The sequence below is a fragment of the Niastella sp. genome (assembly GCF_045805085.1).
GTDB lineage: Bacteria > Bacteroidota > Bacteroidia > Chitinophagales > Chitinophagaceae > Niastella.
Window position 1 is genome coordinate 1 of the sequence record NZ_JBJMLX010000081.1, and the last position, 17,298, is coordinate 17,298.

The following is a 17,298-nucleotide window of genomic DNA, read 5'->3' on the forward strand; positions in this document are numbered from 1 at the left end:
CGTTTGGATAAAAGTGGTTGGAGGCTGGAACGAATACCAGTTTGAAGAAAAAAGACAACCAACCATTGACGAGATCAACAAAGCAGTTCCGGATAAACCCGTATTTATTACTTACCTGTACGGGAAAGCTTTTGTAAATAAAAAAGGAATAGAAGTTCTAAGGTATGATAAAAACACCAGGTATGAGGGCAGCCTGGTTGAACTGGATTCAAGCGGGAACCCTACCGGCATGCTGTACGCCAAAGAAACGCCCAAAGCCATTTATACCACGCTGGCACTAACGACAAAGCTTACCCACGAAGAAAGATTAAACTCCACGCTGCAATGGTACCATGAATTAAATAAATATGGATTGACCAGTGTTGTGGATGCCGCCGGCGGCGGTCAGTTTTACCCCGATGATTATTCAACAGCCATAGAACTGGCCAAAGCAGGTAAACTAACCCTGAGAACCGCTTATTACCTGTTTGCACAAGTGTATGGTAAAGAGCTACAGGATTATGAGCATTGGGTGAAGTCGGTAAAACTCAAACAAAACGACAACATGCTTTTGCCGAATGGGTTTGTAGCAGAAGGCGGCGGTGAAAACCTGGTAGCCAGTGCAGCAGACTTCGAAAATTTTCTGGAACCCAGGATCGTGCTTTCCGATAAAATGGAAGCCGATCTGGAACCCATCATCCGGTTGTTTGCGCAAAACCACTGGCCCTTTCGCCTGCATGCCACCTATGGCGAATCTATAGACCGGATGCTGAACGTATTTGAAAAAGTAAATAAAGACATTCCGTTTAATGGGTTGCACTGGTTGTTTGATCACGCAGAGACCGTAACAGAGCCAGAGCTGCAGCGCATAAAGAAATTAGGTGGAGGCATTGCAGTACAGTTTAGAATGTATTACCAGGGTGAGCTGTATAAAAAAATGTATGGTAACCCCGATCACCAGGTTCCGCCAATTAAAAAAATGATCCAGCTGGGCGTTCCCGTTGGGTTGGGAACCGATGCCACCAGGATCTCCACCTTTAATCCCTGGATGTGTCTGCATTGGGCAACCACCGGAAAAACGATCGGCGGTTATCAGTTCTGGCCCAAACAGGATGTGCTTACCAGGTTTGAAGCCATCCAATTGTATACTACTGGTAGCGCCTGGGTAAGCGGAGAAGAAAAACTAAAGGGTAAGATAGCAAAGGGGCAATATGCCGACCTGGTTATTCTCAACAAGGATTATTTCTCCATTCCCGTAGATGATATCAGGTCCATTCATTCCCTGCTTACGATCGTGAATGGCAAACCGGTATATGGCGAAGGTGATTATTCGAACCTGAATGCAGCGCCTCCCGCCGTTATCCCTGACTGGAGCCCGGTAAAATATTATGGAGGCTATCAAAACCAATAGCATGAAAAAAATACTAACAAAAACCCTCAGCCCCCATACCCTGCCGGCTGTTTTTGATTGGGGAATGCTCTTGCTGCGGGTGGCAGTCTCCCTGGAAATTGCTATTGTTCACGGGTTCAAAAAAATCGGCGTTGGCGTATCACAGGCTGAAAACATTCCCAATCCGCTGCATTTACCAGACGCGTTTAACAATGTCTTTGCCATTGCGGCTAACATCGTTTTTCCATTTTTTGTTTTGATTGGCCTGTTTACCAGGCTGGCCACATTGCCAACACTAGCGGTGACACTCACCGGCTATTTCGTGGTACACTGGAATGACTCCTTACTGGAAAAAGATACCCCTTTTATCTACAGCCTCATCTTCCTGGTGATCCTGATGCTGGGACCAGGTAAGTATTCAATTGATAATGCTCTTTACAAAAAACACATTGTATGAAATATATCTGGATCATAATGGCGCTTTTGTCGGGTGCTTTTCTTCCGATTCAGGGAGGCATAAATTCACGACTCGGTAAAGAAATTGCAAGCCCGGTACATGCTTCTTTGATCTCCTTTTTGGTTGGCGCAGCCATCCTGTTCCTATATACCATACTCACCCAACAACATGTACAGCTAAGTGGATTGAAAACGGCCCCATTGTATCTGTGGAGTGGCGGTCTTTTAGGGGCCTTTTATGTAACGGTCATTATTCTCGCCTTCCCTAAAATTGGACCGGCGCTTACATTTGGGCTGGTGGTGGCAGGACAAATGATCATCTCCATACTACTGGACCACTTCAATATACTGGTAGCCCAACCTCATCCGGTTAATGTCTGGAAATTATTGGGTGTTTTAATGGTAATAGCCGGAGTAATCATTGTAAGAAAATTTTAAAGATGAAAAGAATAGTCATCATACCATTTTGTCTTTTACTGGTCTGTTACAGTAATGCACAAAACATTCCTGCCTTCAAACAACTCAGGTATGAGGAGGATTATTCCTTCCTGAAACAGGATAGCAGCAGGAACTGGTATAAAACAACAAAATACAATGCCCTTTCAAAAAACGGTAATACTTATCTCAGCTTTGGAGGCGACATCCGGTATCAATACCAGTGGTTTAAAAATGAGAATTGGGGCGAATCGCCCAAAGACAATGACGGGTTTATTCTTACGCGCTATCTGGCTCATGCAGACTTTCATGCTGGCAGGCATTTCAGAACATTTGTGCAATTGCAAAGCAGTTTTGCAAATGGAAGAGTAGAACCACCATCACCTGTAGATGAGAACCAGTTAGACCTGCATCAGGCGTTCACCGACATAGCATTTCCGCTGCAACACGAACAAGCGCTCACGATCAGGATCGGCCGCCAGGAATTATTATACGGATCACAAAGACTGGTGGCCGTTCGGGAAGGGCCTAACAACAGGCAATCATTTGATGCCGCCCGGTTGCTCTATACCCATCCCGGATGGAAAGCCGATGTTTTCTTTTCTCGTTTTGTTCAATCGAAACAACAAATATTTGATGATGGTTTTAAGAATAACATCCGGTTCTGGGGGGCTTACCTGGTTAAAAACAACATTCCCATCCTGAATAATGTCGATCTCTATTACTTCGGCCTTTGGAAAAACAAGGCAAAATTTGATGATGGCGCAGGACGAGAGTTAAGACACTCGGTAGGCAGCAGGATCTGGGCTGCCAAAAAGTTCTGGCGATACGATATCGAAGGATTGTATCAGTTTGGCGACTTTACCGGTAAAAAAATTTCCGCATGGACGCTTTCTGTAAACACAGGTTATAAGTTTGCCAACACCCTGTTTAAACCGGAACTGGGAATAAAAACAGAACTGATCAGCGGCGATGCAAAATACAATGATAACAAGCTGCAGACTTTTAATCCCCTGTTTCCACGAGGCGGTTACTTTGGGCTTGTATCATTGATTGGCCCGGCCAATCTGTGCGATATCCATCCCTCTTTCTCACTTGATCTGTCGCGCAGGCTGTTCTTTGATCTCGACTATGATCTTTTCTGGCGCTACAGCCGTAACGATGGCATCTATGGCCCTAATGTGGCCATGATCTATTCGGGAAAGGATAGCCGCCAGCTTTCCATAGGGCGGCAGTATTCAAACACCCTGGAATATATCCCCAATAACTTCCTGTATTTCCGTTTCGAATTTACCTGGTTTAAAGCAAGTGATTTCTTACAGGATGTGGGCCCGGGTAAAAACATCCTGTTTGTGGCTGCGACCACTCAACTCAGATTTTAACGCTTCTTCCAAACAAATACTTTTAAAACATGAAAAAGCTTATTCATTTAACCTTACCATTTTTTTCACTTTTAATTATTTCAGTTATGACAAACGCACAAACTGCAACGAACATCAAAAATATTGTGATTGTTCACGGGGCTTTTGCCGATGGCTCCGGTTGGCAAAGCGTATATGAAATGCTTACAAAACATGGTTACCAGGTTACTATTGTTCAAAATCCATTATCATCTTTAAATGATGATGTGGCAGCTACCAACAGAATTCTCGATAAACAGGACGGACCTGTGGTATTGGTAGGTCACTCCTGGGGCGGTTCGGTAATAAGCCAGGCGGGTGTTCATCCTAAAGTGGCGGCGCTCGTGTATGTAGCAGCCTTTGTACCGGATGTAAATGAAACCACTTTTGATCTTATCAAAACTGCTCCGCCTGCACCGGAAAATGGTATTCTTCCTCCCGATGAAAAAGGATTTGTATATTATGATAAACAAAAATTTCATGCAGGTTTTGCTGCCGATCTTCCAAAAGAAAAAGCAGACTTTATGTATGCATCACAGGGGCCTATTGCCGCTCAATCGTTTGTAACTCCGTTAACCCAGGCAGCCTGGAAAACAAAACCATCATTTGCTATTGTAGCATCTGAAGATAAAAGCATTAATCCCGACATTGAGCGGTTTATGTACAAAAGAGCCGGAGCGAAAGTTACAGAGTTACATGGCAGTCATGCTATTTATATATCAAAGGCGAAAGAGGTGGCTGAGGTGATTGAAGGGGCGGCAAAGGGGAAGTAGCCTTGAAGGTTTAGCATTATCACATTAGAATAACAACCCCTGTAGGATCTAGGCCTGCAGGGATTGGTTATCCGAAATGGATGATATTGTTGCATTTTTTGCTCCGGCGCCAATGGCATTAAAAGGACACCAGGTTATATGCCGGCAGGTGGTAGCACTGGAACGATCTCCAATATGTCTTAAATTCCAGTTGTCTCAACAACTTCTTCGAGCTCCTTTAAAATAACCAATCCTTCTTTCCAATCCTGCAAGTCAGACTGGCCATTGATATGGCCCTTATTACCTATTCCAACAAAACGACCACCCCAATGCGCAGCCCATTTTGCCGCCCGCTCCATGGCGCAATACGGATCGTTCATGCTTGCCACAACAATAGTGGGCATAAACAACTTTTCTGTTGGAACCGGAGCAAAACCTTTTAAATGCTCTTTATCTGAATTTTCAACATCGGCAGGCGCCACTAATAACGCTCCATAAATAAATGGCGAATAGTGGGTAACCGCCCAATGTACAGCTGTTATACAGCCAAGGCTGTGTGCAACCAATATGGTAGGCGTATCAATTTCTTTGATGGTTTTATCCAATCGATCGATCCACTTCTCTTTATTGGGAGCATCCCATTCATCCTGTTGCACACGTGAAAAACGATCGGGGTATCCACGCTCCCAGCGGGTTTGCCAATGTTCATCTCCGGAATTATATAAACCAGGAATATTTAAATATCTCATTAGTTTTTTGTAATTTAGTCTACATATTTAGTGGACAAACATAAGCAATAATAATCTACCAAAAAACACGTTAACAAACAGTAAGTAAATACTATAAAAAAACACGATTATGGCAAGAATCGCTCCAATTACCACAGACAGCCTGCCACTTTTTACAAGAGAGGCGTTTGATGAACATGTGAATGACTATAATACTCCCATTACAAATACAAAAGCTACATTGGGGCACTCCATGCTGTCATTCACCATTTATATGCAATGGTATCCCCTCTATGAAAAAGTAAAACAACAAATTGGGGAAAGGGCAGCTTATTTGTTTGCCTGGACGGTTTCTACTGCATCCAACTGTTCCTTATGCATAACTTATTTCAGAAAAATAATGATAGAGAACGGTGAAGATCCTGACAGCCTATTATTGAATGATTATGAAAAAGCTTTACTCGATTTCGGGAGTGCCATTGCTCAGCACAAAGGCTGCATTGCCAATCATGTTTATAACAACCTTGAACAATACCACAACAGTGAAGAAATGGTTTTATTAGTAGCATTCGCCGGACAAATGATAGCTACCAATATCTTTAACAATGTAATAGAAACGGATATTGACAATTATTTAACGCCCTTCTTACCTGGTAAGTTTTGTCTGTAAAAATACAATCAGGGAATCGTATCTTCATCATCAGGAACCATTGGTTCCTTTTTTGTTGTAAATAACCGGTTAATTAAATTCCAGTAATTTATCAATATGGCCATCCCCGTCAGGGACATCGCTACCCATAAAAAAGAAAAGTTATTATTTGACATGTTCAATTTCCTCCTGCTATTTTGAACTCTTATCATTTATTTCCCCGAAGGTGATGCAATGCATGCACCAATGCATCCACATCTTCGCAGGTATTGTACAGGGCTAATGATGGGCGCACGGTACTTTCAACCCCAAAACGGCGTAAAACAGGTTGGGCGCAATGATGACCAGATCGTACTGCAATGCCATGTTTATTAAGGTAAGCGCCTACTTCCTCAGTCTTGAAACCATCTAACACAAATGATAAGACGCCCGCTTTATCAGCAGCTGTTCCTATCAGTCGCAGCCCTTTAATACTACTTAACAGGCCAGTGGCATAGGTCAGCAAATAATGTTCATACTGGTTTACCAGATCAAGTCCTATACTGGTAACATAGTCAATAGCGGCGCCCAGCCCAACAGCATCAGCAATATTTCCGGTACCGGCTTCAAAACGCGCCGGCGACTGTTGATATACTGTATGTTCAAAAGTCACGTCTTTTATCATATTCCCCCCGCCCTGCCAGGGTTGCATGTCATTCAGCAGGGCTTCTTTGCCATACAATACCCCAATACCGGTCGGTCCAAACACTTTATGTCCTGAAAAAACATACCAGTCGCAATTCAGTGCCTGTACATCCACACGCAGATGCGAAACGGCCTGCGCGCCATCCAGCAACACTTTGGCGCCGGCATCCTGCGCCATTTGGATCATCTGCTTAGCTGGCGTTACCGTACCCAATGCATTCGACACCTGGGTAAAAGAGACCAGCTTTGTTTTTGCATTCAACAATTTTGCGTATTCCTCCAATAGGATCTGTCCGTCGTTATCGACAGGGATCACGCGCAACACCAATCCCTTTTTTTCCGCCAGTTGCTGCCAGGGTACTATATTGGCATGATGTTCCAGGTAACTGACAACGATCTCGTCACCGGCTTTCAAATACTGGTTACCCCAGCTTTGCGCCACCAGGTTAATAGCTTCAGTTGAACCCCGCACAAAAACAATCTCATTTACGGAGGAAGCGTTCAAAAAGCCCTGTACTTTTTTACGGGCATTTTCATACGCATCGGTTGCTCTTGCCGCCAGTTCATGGGCAGCCCGGTGAATATTCGAATTTTCCGTTTCATAAAAACGGCTGATCCGTTCAATTACCTGTTTGGGCTTCTGGGTGGTGGCGGCATTGTCGAGCCATACCAACGGCCTTCCATTCACCTGTTGTTGCAGAATGGGAAAATCGGCCTTTACCCTGTTCACATCATAAGGCGCCGGGATATTACCGGGAAGCAATTGTTTTTTCGATAAAAAATAAAATGAGGAGCCTGAAAAATCCGGCAGTCCCGGCAATTGCGACACAGGAACAAAAGAGGAAATGCGCTGTACGATCTGCTGCAGCTCCTGTTCAAAAGAACCAGGCCCTTCTATATTAAATGGCGTTGGTGACTGTTCTTTATAGTCCTCGTTTTTTACAGATGGCGAGATCCCGCTTCCGGCAACGGATCTGGGAATTTGTCCGTTTGTAAAATGAGGATCGGGCAAACTGGTTTGCGGATCATTAATATTCATTACGGAACCCTGTTCTAACGCAGAGGGCGAAATGCCGCTTCCCGCCAGGGATCTGGGTATTGGCTGACCTAAGTTATAGGTTGGAATAGCTGACTGTTCACTGGGTGACGCTTTAAAGAACTGGTTGGCTAACTGCTCCAGTATTTTTAAATCAGGCAACCCATTTGCCTGGTGATTATTTTCGCTCATACTCATTAATTGTATTGGTGATATTTTCCAATTTCGACATCATCCAGCACGGCGACGGCATCATCAACCAATACGGCCAGTGAACAATACAAGGATACCAGGTAAGAAGCAATAGCCTGGTGGTTGATGCCCATAAAGCGAACGGATAAACCGGGAGATTGCTCACCTGGCAAATTCGGCTGATACAAGCCAACAACGCCCTGTCTGCTCTCGCCGGTCCGTAACAGTAATATTTTGGTCTTCCCGTTCTCAATAGCGATCTTATCGGAAGGAATTAATGGAATGCCGCGCCAGGTAAGGAATTGAGAACCGAATAAAGACACGGTGGGCGGAGGCACGCCACGGCGGGTGCATTCCCGGCCAAAAGCAGCGATCGTTACCGGATGTAACAGAAAGAAACCCGGCTGTTTCCACACTTTGGCTATCAACTCATCCAGGTCATCAGGCGTAGGCGGTCCGGTGCGGGTGTTCAACCGTTGCTGAGGAACAATGCTGTGCAACAAACCATATTCAGGGTTGTTGATCAGTTCGCTTTCCTGCCGTTCTTTTATGGTCTCAATGATCAAACGTAACTGCTCGCCAATCTGGTTATATGGCTTGCTATAGAGATCCGAAACACGCGTATGCACGTCAAGCACGGTATTCACGGCACTTAACATATACTCCCGGGGATCCTCAATGTAGTCAACATACGTTTGCGGCAGCACCCGCTCATCCCGGCCCGAACAATCTACCTGTACGCTGCTGGCATCTTTTACTTTATTAAGCCGGTAAATACCCGATTCAACCGGTATCCAGTTCAACAGATGGGTAAGCCAGCGCGGGCTGATCGTTATCATTTGTGGAACCGTACGGGTTGCAATGGCCAGTTGCCGGGCCGCTACATCCCCAAGGGCGGTTTGCTTTTTTGTTACTTCCTCTGACATATGGTTGATTTTTTAATTAGAAAAATAATTCTCCGATAGCCTCTATGCAGTTCCACCTCCTGTAATATACAGCATTTTGTTTAGTCCACTCTTTTTGTGTACTATTTAATATACATATTTAAAACTATCAAGTTTCGTGCAGTCATCCATTGCATTCACCACTTACATATTTGCTGAAACATTTTAGTCTATCATTTTGATAGGTTTGCGACTTACCATATATTTGCACCATCAAATGAGAACGACTAACCCACATACACTGTTACACCCATTCTGCCTTTATTTGCCGTACACCTGTTGCTGTTGTACTGGTTAACAGTTTACTCTTAACACTTTTCTACTACTGGTACATGGTTCGCCAGGCGGGCCAAAAAATTTGCTTTGCCATACACCATCCTGTTACGATGGCTGGTGACATCACTATTCTATACATTAACCTAAATAAGTATGCTACAAAAACAAGGCTTGCTCGCACTGATATTGCTATTCAGCAGCGGGCTTTTCGCACAAACAAAACTAATACGCGGTGTGGTGCTGGGCGCTGAAAACAAACAGCCCCTCGAAGGCGCAACCGTTGTCGTGAACAAATCAGAACACCCCGTTGTTACCAATTCCCAGGGACGTTTTGAAGTGGAGTTAACGCAGGACAAAGCACTGCTCACCATTTCATTTGTAGGAAGAGAGTCCTACGAAACAGAAGTAAAGGCTGGTCAGCCAGACCTTACCATTCTTTTAAAGGCTTCTAATTCCACTCTGGAAGAAGTGGTGGCGGTAGCGTATACGACCGTTAAACGGTCAGGATATCCTGGCGCAGTGACCTCCATCTCTTCCGATAAAATAAACAACCGGCTCACGCCCAATATCACCAATGCGTTGCAGGGCCTGGCGCCCGGGATACAAACCACTTCCGCCAATGGACAGCCTGGTAACAGTTCCACCATTCGTATTCGTGGCGTGGGAAGCATCAATGCCTCCAGCGCCCCGCTGTTCGTGGTGGATGGGGCGCCGTATGAAGGCGATATCAATGCGCTCGACCCTGCGGATATTGCCGCAATCAGCATACTGAAAGACGCTACAGCCGCCAACCTGTATGGTTCACGGGCAGCCAATGGCGTTATTATCATTACCACCAAACAGGGAAAGAAGGGCGATGCCGTTATCAATGCCACCCTGAATCAGGGCTGGGGCAGCCGGGCGGTAAAAGATTATGACAAGCTGGGTACCGATCAATATTTTGAATTGTATTGGGAAGCCCTGCGCAATAAAGCGCTTTCTAATGGGCAAACAGACGCGCAGGCAGCTGCTACGGCCAGCAGTGCATTAGTGTCAAATCTTGGCATCAATCCTTATGGCGCTGCTTATCCGGAGCCTGTTGGCCATGATGGCAAGCTCGTTGCAAGCGCCAAACCATTATGGAACGATGATTGGGAAAAAGGCATGCATCAGAGCGCGAAATACACGCAGGCGCAACTCAGCTTTTCAGGCGGTAGTGAAAGATCAACTTACTATGTTGGCGGCGGTTATACGAATAATGATGGCGCTTTTCTTTCTTCCGGTTTTAAACGCTATAACTTCAGAAGCAATCTTACGTTGCAGGCAAAGCCCTGGTTAAAAGTGGGTCTTAACCTCAACGGCGCCAGCACTTCGCAGGACTATCCCACCTCCTCCGATTCAAAGCAGGCCAATGTAGTGCTGTTTGGCCGTACCATTCCCGGCTTCTATCCCATTTATCAGCGAAATGCCGATGGCAGCTACAAGCTCGATAACATTGGCCAACGGCAATTCGACTACGGCGCTTACCGGCCCAATGCCGCCTTACCGAAGTACAACCTCATTGGCTCCATGCCGTTAAACAGATCAAGAAATACCAATGAGAATGTTTCTACCCGCACGTACCTCGAAGCGGCCATTACCAAAGCGCTGAAAATTAAAACAAGCTTCAACCTGGATTATACCAACCTCAATTCATTGTACTACACCAATCCATTGTTAGGGGAAGATGCTGCGATTGGTGGTACCGTACAAAAAAACAGTAACCGTTTTCTCGCTTATACCTGGAACAACATTGCCACCTACGACCTCGATATTGCATCGGCACATCATATCAACCTGCTGGCAGGACATGAATATTATTATCTGAATTCGAGCGGACTGAGTGGCAACCGCCAGAATTTTGCCCTGCCTTATCTGTATGAACCCGTGGCGGCCTCACAGCTGATGGACTTCACCGGCACTTCCGATAATTATACCAAACTGAGCTTTTTCGGCCAGGGACAATATAATTACCTCGGTAAATATTTCTTTACCGCCTCTGTGCGCAGAGATGGTTCTTCCCGCTTTTCGCCCGATAGCCGCTGGGGTACTTTCTGGAGCACCGGCGCCTCCTGGCGGATCTCGGAAGAAGAATTTTTGAAACCCGTAAACTGGCTGAGCGCCCTGACAATAAAAACAAGTTATGGTGCTTCCGGCAACGACAACCTATCCACTACCAATGGCGGTTATTATGCTTACCTTCCGTTGTACAGCATAGAAAACAACCTCGGTAATGGCGGTGTGGTTCCTTCCCGGCTGCCAACACCTGGGTTAAAATGGGAAACCAACCTGAACTTCAACACCGGTGTTGATTTTGGTTTTTTGAAAAACCGTATTTACGGAAGCTTTAATTATTACAGAAGAACCAGTAAAGACCTGTTGTACTCCAAACCACTGGCCGGGTCTACGGGCTTTACCGCCATAAGCGCCAATATCGGCGAATTACGCAATACCGGTGTGGAACTGGAACTGAACGTTGTTCCCGTCAGCAACAACGACTGGCGCTGGCTGGTAGGCATTAACGTTGCCCACAATAAGAACGAGATCACCTCCCTGCCACAAAAAGAGATCATCAGCGGCACCAAAAAATTGATGGTAGGCACCTCTGTGTATGATTTCTTCCTGCGTCAGTGGGCCGGTGTGGATGCTGCCACAGGTAATCCTATGTGGTACCGCACTACGGCCGATGGTAAAAAGGAAACAACTTCTACCTACTCGCAGGGTACACAATATTATGCAGGCTCTGCCCTGCCCGATGTAACCGGTGGCATTACCAGCTCGCTTACCTATAAACAAGTGGAATTATCATTTGTATTCGCATATAGCCTGGGCGGTAAAGTACTGGATGCAGATTATATTTCCCTGTTGACCGGTGCAGTAAATCCCGGCCGTAACTGGTCGCCGGAATTGTTGAGCCACTGGACACCCGACCACACCAATACCAACGTTCCGCGTTTTACCACCGACGATCTGGGCTTTACCTCCACCTCTTCCCGGTTTTTATACGATGCTACCTATGCACGTTTGAAACAATTATCGCTGGGTTACAATATTCCGGAAAAACTGTTGGGGAGAATAGGATTTAAATCGGCCAAAGTATATGGGCTCGCAGAAAACCTGCTGACCTTCTATGGCCACCAGGGCATGGACCCCGAACAGGCTGTTGATGGCACCACCTACTATCAATACCCGCAAATGAAAACCATCTCCGTGGGCGTACAGATAGGCTTATAATGTTCAACTTTAATTACAATTGTATGAAAACATATAAATCATATATATACTTTGCAGCGCTGGTGTTCGGTTTATCTGCCTGCAACAAGCAATTAAACACGGCCCCTACCAATGCAGTGCCCGAAGAAATTGTTTTGAGATCCGTTGCCAATTTAAATACGCTGTATGAAGGCTCCTGGCGTGCTTTGATGGATGATTTTTATAGTGACATCTATGGCAATCCCGGCTTTAAAACCATTGCACTCGTAAGCGAAGCCATGGGCGATGATGTGGCGTTGATCACTACCAAATACAGTTATGCCCCCGTTTACCGGTTCACCCAAATGGTTGATAAAACCCAAAGCCGTAACAATGCCATCTGGAACCAGTTGTACAAGATCATCAACAGCACCAACATCATTATTGCCAATGTAGATAATGTAACCGGCGATGCTACAGCCAAACAGGTGCTGAAAGCACAGGCGCTGGCATTGCGGGCACACCTTTATTTAACCATCGCTTCGTTCTATCAGTTCTCCTATTTAAAGGACCCGCTCGCTAAAACAGCGCCCATCTATACAACGCCCACCACCGACACTACGCGTGGTAATCCGAAAGCAACCCTGAAGGACATCTATACACAGGTGTTTGCTGATTTGTTACAGGCAAAGGGATTGCTCGATGGGTATCAACGTACGGCCAAATACAAGATCAACAAAGATGTAGTAAACGGATTGCTGGCACGCGCTTATTTGAACACGGGACAATGGCTTTCCGCCGCCGCAGCCGCCGATGAAGCATTGAAGAACTATCCGCTGATGCCACCAGCAGATTATACCAAAGGATTCAACGACGTAAACAATTCAGAATGGATCTGGGGACACCCGGAAATACCCAGCCAGAGCGATGGCAGTTACAGCTTTAACTTTCTGGACGTGTCTTCACCTGTCTCTGGTTATTACAGCTTTATGGCCGATCCGTTCTTTGGCGAATTGTTCGACAATGGCGATATCCGCAAAACTCTTTTCTCCTGGGATAATAACCCGGGCCGCGAAGGAAACCTGCAATATAAAAAGTTCAGGTTCCGCGACGACGAAACCGGTGATCTTGTTTTGATGAGAAGCGCTGAAGCTTACCTGATAAAAGCGGAAGGGTATGCACGTGAGAACAACATTACCGAAGGCGCCGCTGCACTCAATGCATTACGTACCGCCCGGGGCGCCATTACTTTTGACCCCACTGGCGCTACTCAACAACAATTGATCGATGCCATTCTTGTTGAACGCCGCAAAGAATTATGGGGAGAAGGTTTTGCCCTGGCAGATATTATCCGCAACCAATTGCCTGTAGTACGTAAGCCGTATGTAGATGGCAGCGGTAATGACCGGAAGGTTACCATTACCACGCCAGATGGCGTTACCAAACAGGTGCCGGCAAAATATCACACGGCCCTGAAATTTGCTGATGGCACGCCTTTCGTTGCCAACAGCCCTAATTATTTGTTCACCATTCCGCAGACAGAAGAACAAAACAATCCGAACCTGTTCAATTAAAAAAACACTATAAATGAAAAAGCCAGGCTGGAAACAGTCTGGCTTTTTCATTATTTACATCATTGTATTTTCATCATTGTTTTCAGCACCTGTTCAAGGTAAATATCTTTGGCTAACCCTTTTACCCAGGGGCCATTATCTTTTCCGGGAAGCTCCCTTATATCCATCTTTCTCTTGTCAGGCAATTGCAGAATGGTTTCAAACCGGTGGGCTATCCGGGCTCGCTGTACAAGATAGGCCCTGAACAGCCCCAGCGGCATCCCCTGCCCTCTTGTATTGCGAAAATTCCCCAGTGAGTCATTGTACCGGCGAATGCTGTTAAAAGCACTGTCATGGCTAATATCCTGTTCTGCATGCGCTGTCAGCTGATCTATGTTACTACTGGCCTGAGGTGTAAATGCGATAGGTTGTATTTTGTCCCAGTTCAATGCAAAAGGCATATTTCCTTCGTGGATGCCCTGGGTTTCGTAAATATCAGGCAGCACAATATCCGGGATCACTCCTTTTTGTTGCGTGGAGCCGCCATTGATGCGGTAGAATTTTTTTACGGTGAGTTTCAATGCCCCTTCTTTTTCCAGGCTCAGCTGCATTTGGGTTTGTACGGTACCCTTACCGAAAGTGGAACTGCCTATTATAACCCCACGTTTATAATCCTGGATGGCAGCGGCAAAGATCTCCGAAGCAGAAGCGCTTAGTTCGTTGACCATTACGGCAAGCGGGCCACTGTACAATGGTTCCGGCCGGTTGCTGGCCAATATTTGCGGCGTTCCATTGCCTGCTTTTACCTGTACTACAGGCCCGCGACCCACAAATAAGCCCACCATCTTTATTACCTGGGCCAGGGAACCGCCACCATTATTGCGCAGGTCGATAATGATGCTGTTTACGTTCTCCCCTTTCAGCTTAATCACCTCCTGCTCTATATCGTCTGCACAATGCGCGCCATCTTCATGCGTGAAATCATCATAAAATACGGGCAGATAGATATACCCTGTTTTTTTGCCATCCTTCATGATGATGGCGCTTCTGACGCCTGCTTCCTCCCTGCGTATTTCCTCTCTTACCAGTGCTACGTCAATTATACTGCCATCTCCTTTCCTGCAGTAAAGTTTTACCACAGTACCCTTTTCACCCCTGATGAGCCGGGCCACCTCTTTAACCGACATACCTTCTACTTCAGTCAGCGTGTCTTCATTCCCCTGCCCCACCTTTACGATCTGGTCATTAATGGCCAGGACATTGCTCTTCCAGGCAGGACCGCCGGCATCGAGCGAGGCGATAATAACATGGCCTTCTTCATCTTCCTGTAACAAAGAACCAATGCCGTAAAAACGATTGGCCATGTGCTGGTCAAATTCCTGTTTATCGAGCGGCGGAAAATAATCAGAGTGCGGATCTGCATAACGGAGAATGCAGTTCAGGTAATTACTGAAAAGCTGTTGCGTATTCTGTGCAAAGTATCGGGTAAGCTTTCTATCCAATTGTTTCAAGAGGCTTTCGCGGGCCTGCTGCTCCAGCTGCTTATCTGTTTTGCCATGGGTGGCGTCACCGGTTTTACTTTGTGCGCGTTGCTCCTGCAGGGCTGTTAATTTATCCAGTACAATTTGTTTCAGGTAATTGTTCCATCTTTGCTCGCGCACCGCTTCATTCCGGGGAAATTCCACCGGTTCCTGATCAGGAAAAATACTATCCTTGTCATTGAAAGTAATGGGGCGTGATAACAACCGCCTGTAGATCACAGCAGCCTCGTTGTACCTTTTTGCATACAGACTGGTTACGGCCGGGAAAAATTTTATGGAATCGCCATGCAATTCATTATCCAGCGAAAGTTTATAGGCGCCAAGCAGCAGGATATCTTCTTCCAGAAAGATATTTTTACGGTTATCAAGCGTATGTAAGTGGGCTTCCCAGATCCCTTCAGAAAAATGGTCATTGATCACCGGTTGCAGGTAATGCCTTTGTTCAAGCATAGTACCCACCTGGGTCAGGATCCTTTGTTGGTCATCAGGCGGCCCGGTAAAAGACAGCAGGATCAGGCAAACAATCGTTATTATTCCTTTTTTCATCTATTACACCAACGTGTCCGGGAGACTTTTATTATAACCCCGGAACTTTGTACATATAATATCTTCATCTTCAATGGATCCCTCCATAAGGCAAGCGGGATGATGGGAACAACCGTCAATCTGCTTAATAATCGCTGTTATTCTCTATGTATAGCGAAAGGACATAAAGACAAAGCTTATTTTCGGGATAAATTATGAACAAATATGGATCGCCATGACAGCAGAATACTTCAGTTGCTCGCAGAAAATGCCCGCATTACCGGTGCGGACATAGCCCGAAAAATAAATCTTTCGCTGCCTGCAGTAACAGAACGATTACGCAAGCTTGACAGATCGGGGTATATAGAAAAGTACACGATAAAAGTAAACCGGCAACAATTAAACCTGCAATTGCTGGCATTTATCCAGGTTTGGATCGATCACACCAAAACCGTACCGGTAAAAGAGAACCTTATTGCACTAAACGAAGTACTCGAATGTCACCATACAGCCGGTGATTACGATCTATTGCTGAAAGTTCTGGTAAAAGATACGTTGGCACTGGAAGAATTGCTGGTAAAAAAGATAAAATCCATAAAAGCGATCACCCGCACCAATACCACCATTATCCTCAGCACCTATAAAGAAGAGATCAACACAAAAAACTTTTAAATGACAGCAATAGAAGCAAAAGAATTAGTTCATCAATTTGAGAATGGCAGGTTGCCGAAAGAAAACTGGACGCATGAAACGCATTTTGTAATGGCGCTTTGGTATTGTTGCCAGCAGCCATTACCACAGGCAATTGAATCAATCAAAGAGGGAATAAAGAAATACAACATTAGCATTGGCGGGGAAAATACCGATCACTCAGGTTATCACGAAACGATCACCGTTTTTTACACCAGGCTTATTATTAACTATGTATTGCAAACCGGCGCCGGCAGGCAATTTGAAAGCCAACTGAACGGGCTTTGGCAACAGGAATTTTTAAAGAAAGATTTTCCGTTTAAATATTATAGCCGGGAATCATTAATGAGTAAAGAAGCCAGAAAGAACTGGTTGGCCCCGGATTTACAGCCGCTATAGCCCGATGCGTTTTTTGCAGGTTACATTATTTCCATGCCTGACTGAAAACAGCACTCATTGGAGCAATCATAGGCGCGGCGCCGAATTTTTCCGAGAGTTCCTTTTCAAGCTTGCTCTTTATCTCATCTATCCATTCGGGATTATGTTGTCTTATTTCTTTAAAAATAAACCCGCCATCAACCAGGCCGGTTGCGCATTCCTTCGCAGTTGGGCAGACCGAAAACTGCGCTACTTTCTCAATAAATATTTTTGAAAACCCCGCTTGTTCCAACAATGGCCTTATGTCATCTTCCTGGTGCATGGGCATTTTTCCGTGAAAATGCATTTGGCATTCGTTCGGTTCCGTAAATCTCTTTCACCGGCATGCGGGCAGTTTTAGCAACATCCGGCACCAGGCAAAGCATATTGTCTATCGGCATCTGGTATACTTTACCCAGGCTGCCGGAGTCAACCATCGTA

At 45.6% G+C, this 17,298-nt stretch carries 15 protein-coding genes; 10 read left to right on the forward strand and 5 right to left on the reverse strand.

Annotation, left to right across the window (positions count from 1 at the left end):
• From ACJ751_RS03605 to ACJ751_RS03625, 5 genes are all read left to right on the forward strand, one after another.
• Positions 1-1,390 (forward strand): amidohydrolase (locus tag ACJ751_RS03605; RefSeq protein ID WP_407744006.1); only part of this gene is annotated, 1,390 nt, incomplete at its 5' end.
• A 1-nt stretch (position 1,391) separates the two neighbouring features.
• The gene (locus tag ACJ751_RS03610) at positions 1,392-1,826 is read left to right on the forward strand and encodes a DoxX family protein (protein WP_407744007.1); all 435 of its coding nucleotides are present in this window, start codon (positions 1,392-1,394) and stop codon (positions 1,824-1,826) included.
• Positions 1,823-2,263, forward strand: a complete 441-nt coding sequence (locus ACJ751_RS03615; protein WP_407744008.1) for a DMT family transporter — start codon at positions 1,823-1,825, stop codon at positions 2,261-2,263. Before ACJ751_RS03610 ends, ACJ751_RS03615 begins: the two co-directional genes overlap by 4 nt.
• A 2-nt stretch (positions 2,264-2,265) precedes the next feature.
• A complete protein-coding gene (locus ACJ751_RS03620) occupies positions 2,266-3,642 on the forward strand; it encodes an alginate export family protein (protein ID WP_407744009.1) in 1,377 nt (458 codons plus the stop codon).
• Positions 3,643-3,728: 86 nt separating this feature from the next.
• The gene (locus ACJ751_RS03625) at positions 3,729-4,433 is read left to right on the forward strand and encodes an alpha/beta hydrolase (RefSeq protein WP_407744010.1); all 705 of its coding nucleotides are present in this window, start codon (positions 3,729-3,731) and stop codon (positions 4,431-4,433) included.
• Positions 4,434-4,612: 179 nt separating this feature from the next.
• On the opposite strand, the gene ACJ751_RS03630 is transcribed toward ACJ751_RS03625, so the two are convergent.
• Positions 4,613-5,161 (reverse strand): RBBP9/YdeN family alpha/beta hydrolase, encoded by a 549-nt coding sequence (locus ACJ751_RS03630; RefSeq protein WP_407744011.1) that lies wholly within the window; start codon positions 5,159-5,161, stop codon positions 4,613-4,615.
• A 109-nt stretch (positions 5,162-5,270) separates the two neighbouring features.
• Here ACJ751_RS03630 and ACJ751_RS03635 point away from each other — a divergent pair, with 109 nt between their 5' ends.
• Entirely contained in the window at positions 5,271-5,810 is a 540-nt protein-coding gene (locus tag ACJ751_RS03635; protein ID WP_407744012.1) for a hypothetical protein, read from the forward strand.
• A 187-nt stretch (positions 5,811-5,997) separates the two neighbouring features.
• Here the strand turns inward: ACJ751_RS03635 and ACJ751_RS03640 are convergent, their stop codons facing one another.
• Both ACJ751_RS03640 and ACJ751_RS03645 read right to left on the reverse strand, forming a co-directional pair.
• Positions 5,998-7,701, reverse strand: a complete 1,704-nt coding sequence (locus ACJ751_RS03640; RefSeq protein ID WP_407744013.1) for a family 2A encapsulin nanocompartment cargo protein cysteine desulfurase — start codon at positions 7,699-7,701, stop codon at positions 5,998-6,000.
• Between the two features lie 5 nt (positions 7,702-7,706).
• The gene (locus ACJ751_RS03645; RefSeq protein ID WP_407744014.1) at positions 7,707-8,627 is read right to left on the reverse strand and encodes a family 2A encapsulin nanocompartment shell protein; all 921 of its coding nucleotides are present in this window, start codon (positions 8,625-8,627) and stop codon (positions 7,707-7,709) included.
• Positions 8,628-9,074: 447 nt separating this feature from the next.
• Between ACJ751_RS03645 and ACJ751_RS03650 the strand changes: the two genes are divergently transcribed.
• Both ACJ751_RS03650 and ACJ751_RS03655 read left to right on the forward strand, forming a co-directional pair.
• On the forward strand, positions 9,075-12,173 hold the full coding sequence (locus tag ACJ751_RS03650; RefSeq protein WP_407744015.1) for a SusC/RagA family TonB-linked outer membrane protein: 3,099 nt from the start codon (positions 9,075-9,077) through the stop codon (positions 12,171-12,173).
• Between the two features lie 23 nt (positions 12,174-12,196).
• The gene (locus ACJ751_RS03655) at positions 12,197-13,705 is read left to right on the forward strand and encodes a RagB/SusD family nutrient uptake outer membrane protein (protein ID WP_407744016.1); all 1,509 of its coding nucleotides are present in this window, start codon (positions 12,197-12,199) and stop codon (positions 13,703-13,705) included.
• 59 nt (positions 13,706-13,764) lie between these two features.
• Here ACJ751_RS03655 and ACJ751_RS03660 read toward each other — a convergent pair whose 3' ends face one another.
• The gene (locus ACJ751_RS03660) at positions 13,765-15,771 is read right to left on the reverse strand and encodes a S41 family peptidase (protein WP_407744017.1); all 2,007 of its coding nucleotides are present in this window, start codon (positions 15,769-15,771) and stop codon (positions 13,765-13,767) included.
• A gap of 204 nt (positions 15,772-15,975) precedes the next feature.
• Here ACJ751_RS03660 and ACJ751_RS03665 point away from each other — a divergent pair, with 204 nt between their 5' ends.
• Together ACJ751_RS03665 and ACJ751_RS03670 are read left to right on the forward strand one after the other, a co-directional pair.
• On the forward strand, positions 15,976-16,422 hold the full coding sequence (locus ACJ751_RS03665; protein ID WP_407744018.1) for an Lrp/AsnC family transcriptional regulator: 447 nt from the start codon (positions 15,976-15,978) through the stop codon (positions 16,420-16,422).
• Complete coding sequence (locus tag ACJ751_RS03670) at positions 16,423-16,839, forward strand: hypothetical protein (protein ID WP_407744019.1); 417 nt, start codon at positions 16,423-16,425, stop codon at positions 16,837-16,839.
• A 25-nt stretch (positions 16,840-16,864) separates the two neighbouring features.
• Here ACJ751_RS03670 and ACJ751_RS03675 read toward each other — a convergent pair whose 3' ends face one another.
• Positions 16,865-17,164, reverse strand: coding sequence for a hypothetical protein (locus ACJ751_RS03675; RefSeq protein WP_407744020.1), 300 nt, complete (start codon positions 17,162-17,164; stop codon positions 16,865-16,867).
• Positions 17,165-17,298 lie beyond the last annotated feature (134 nt).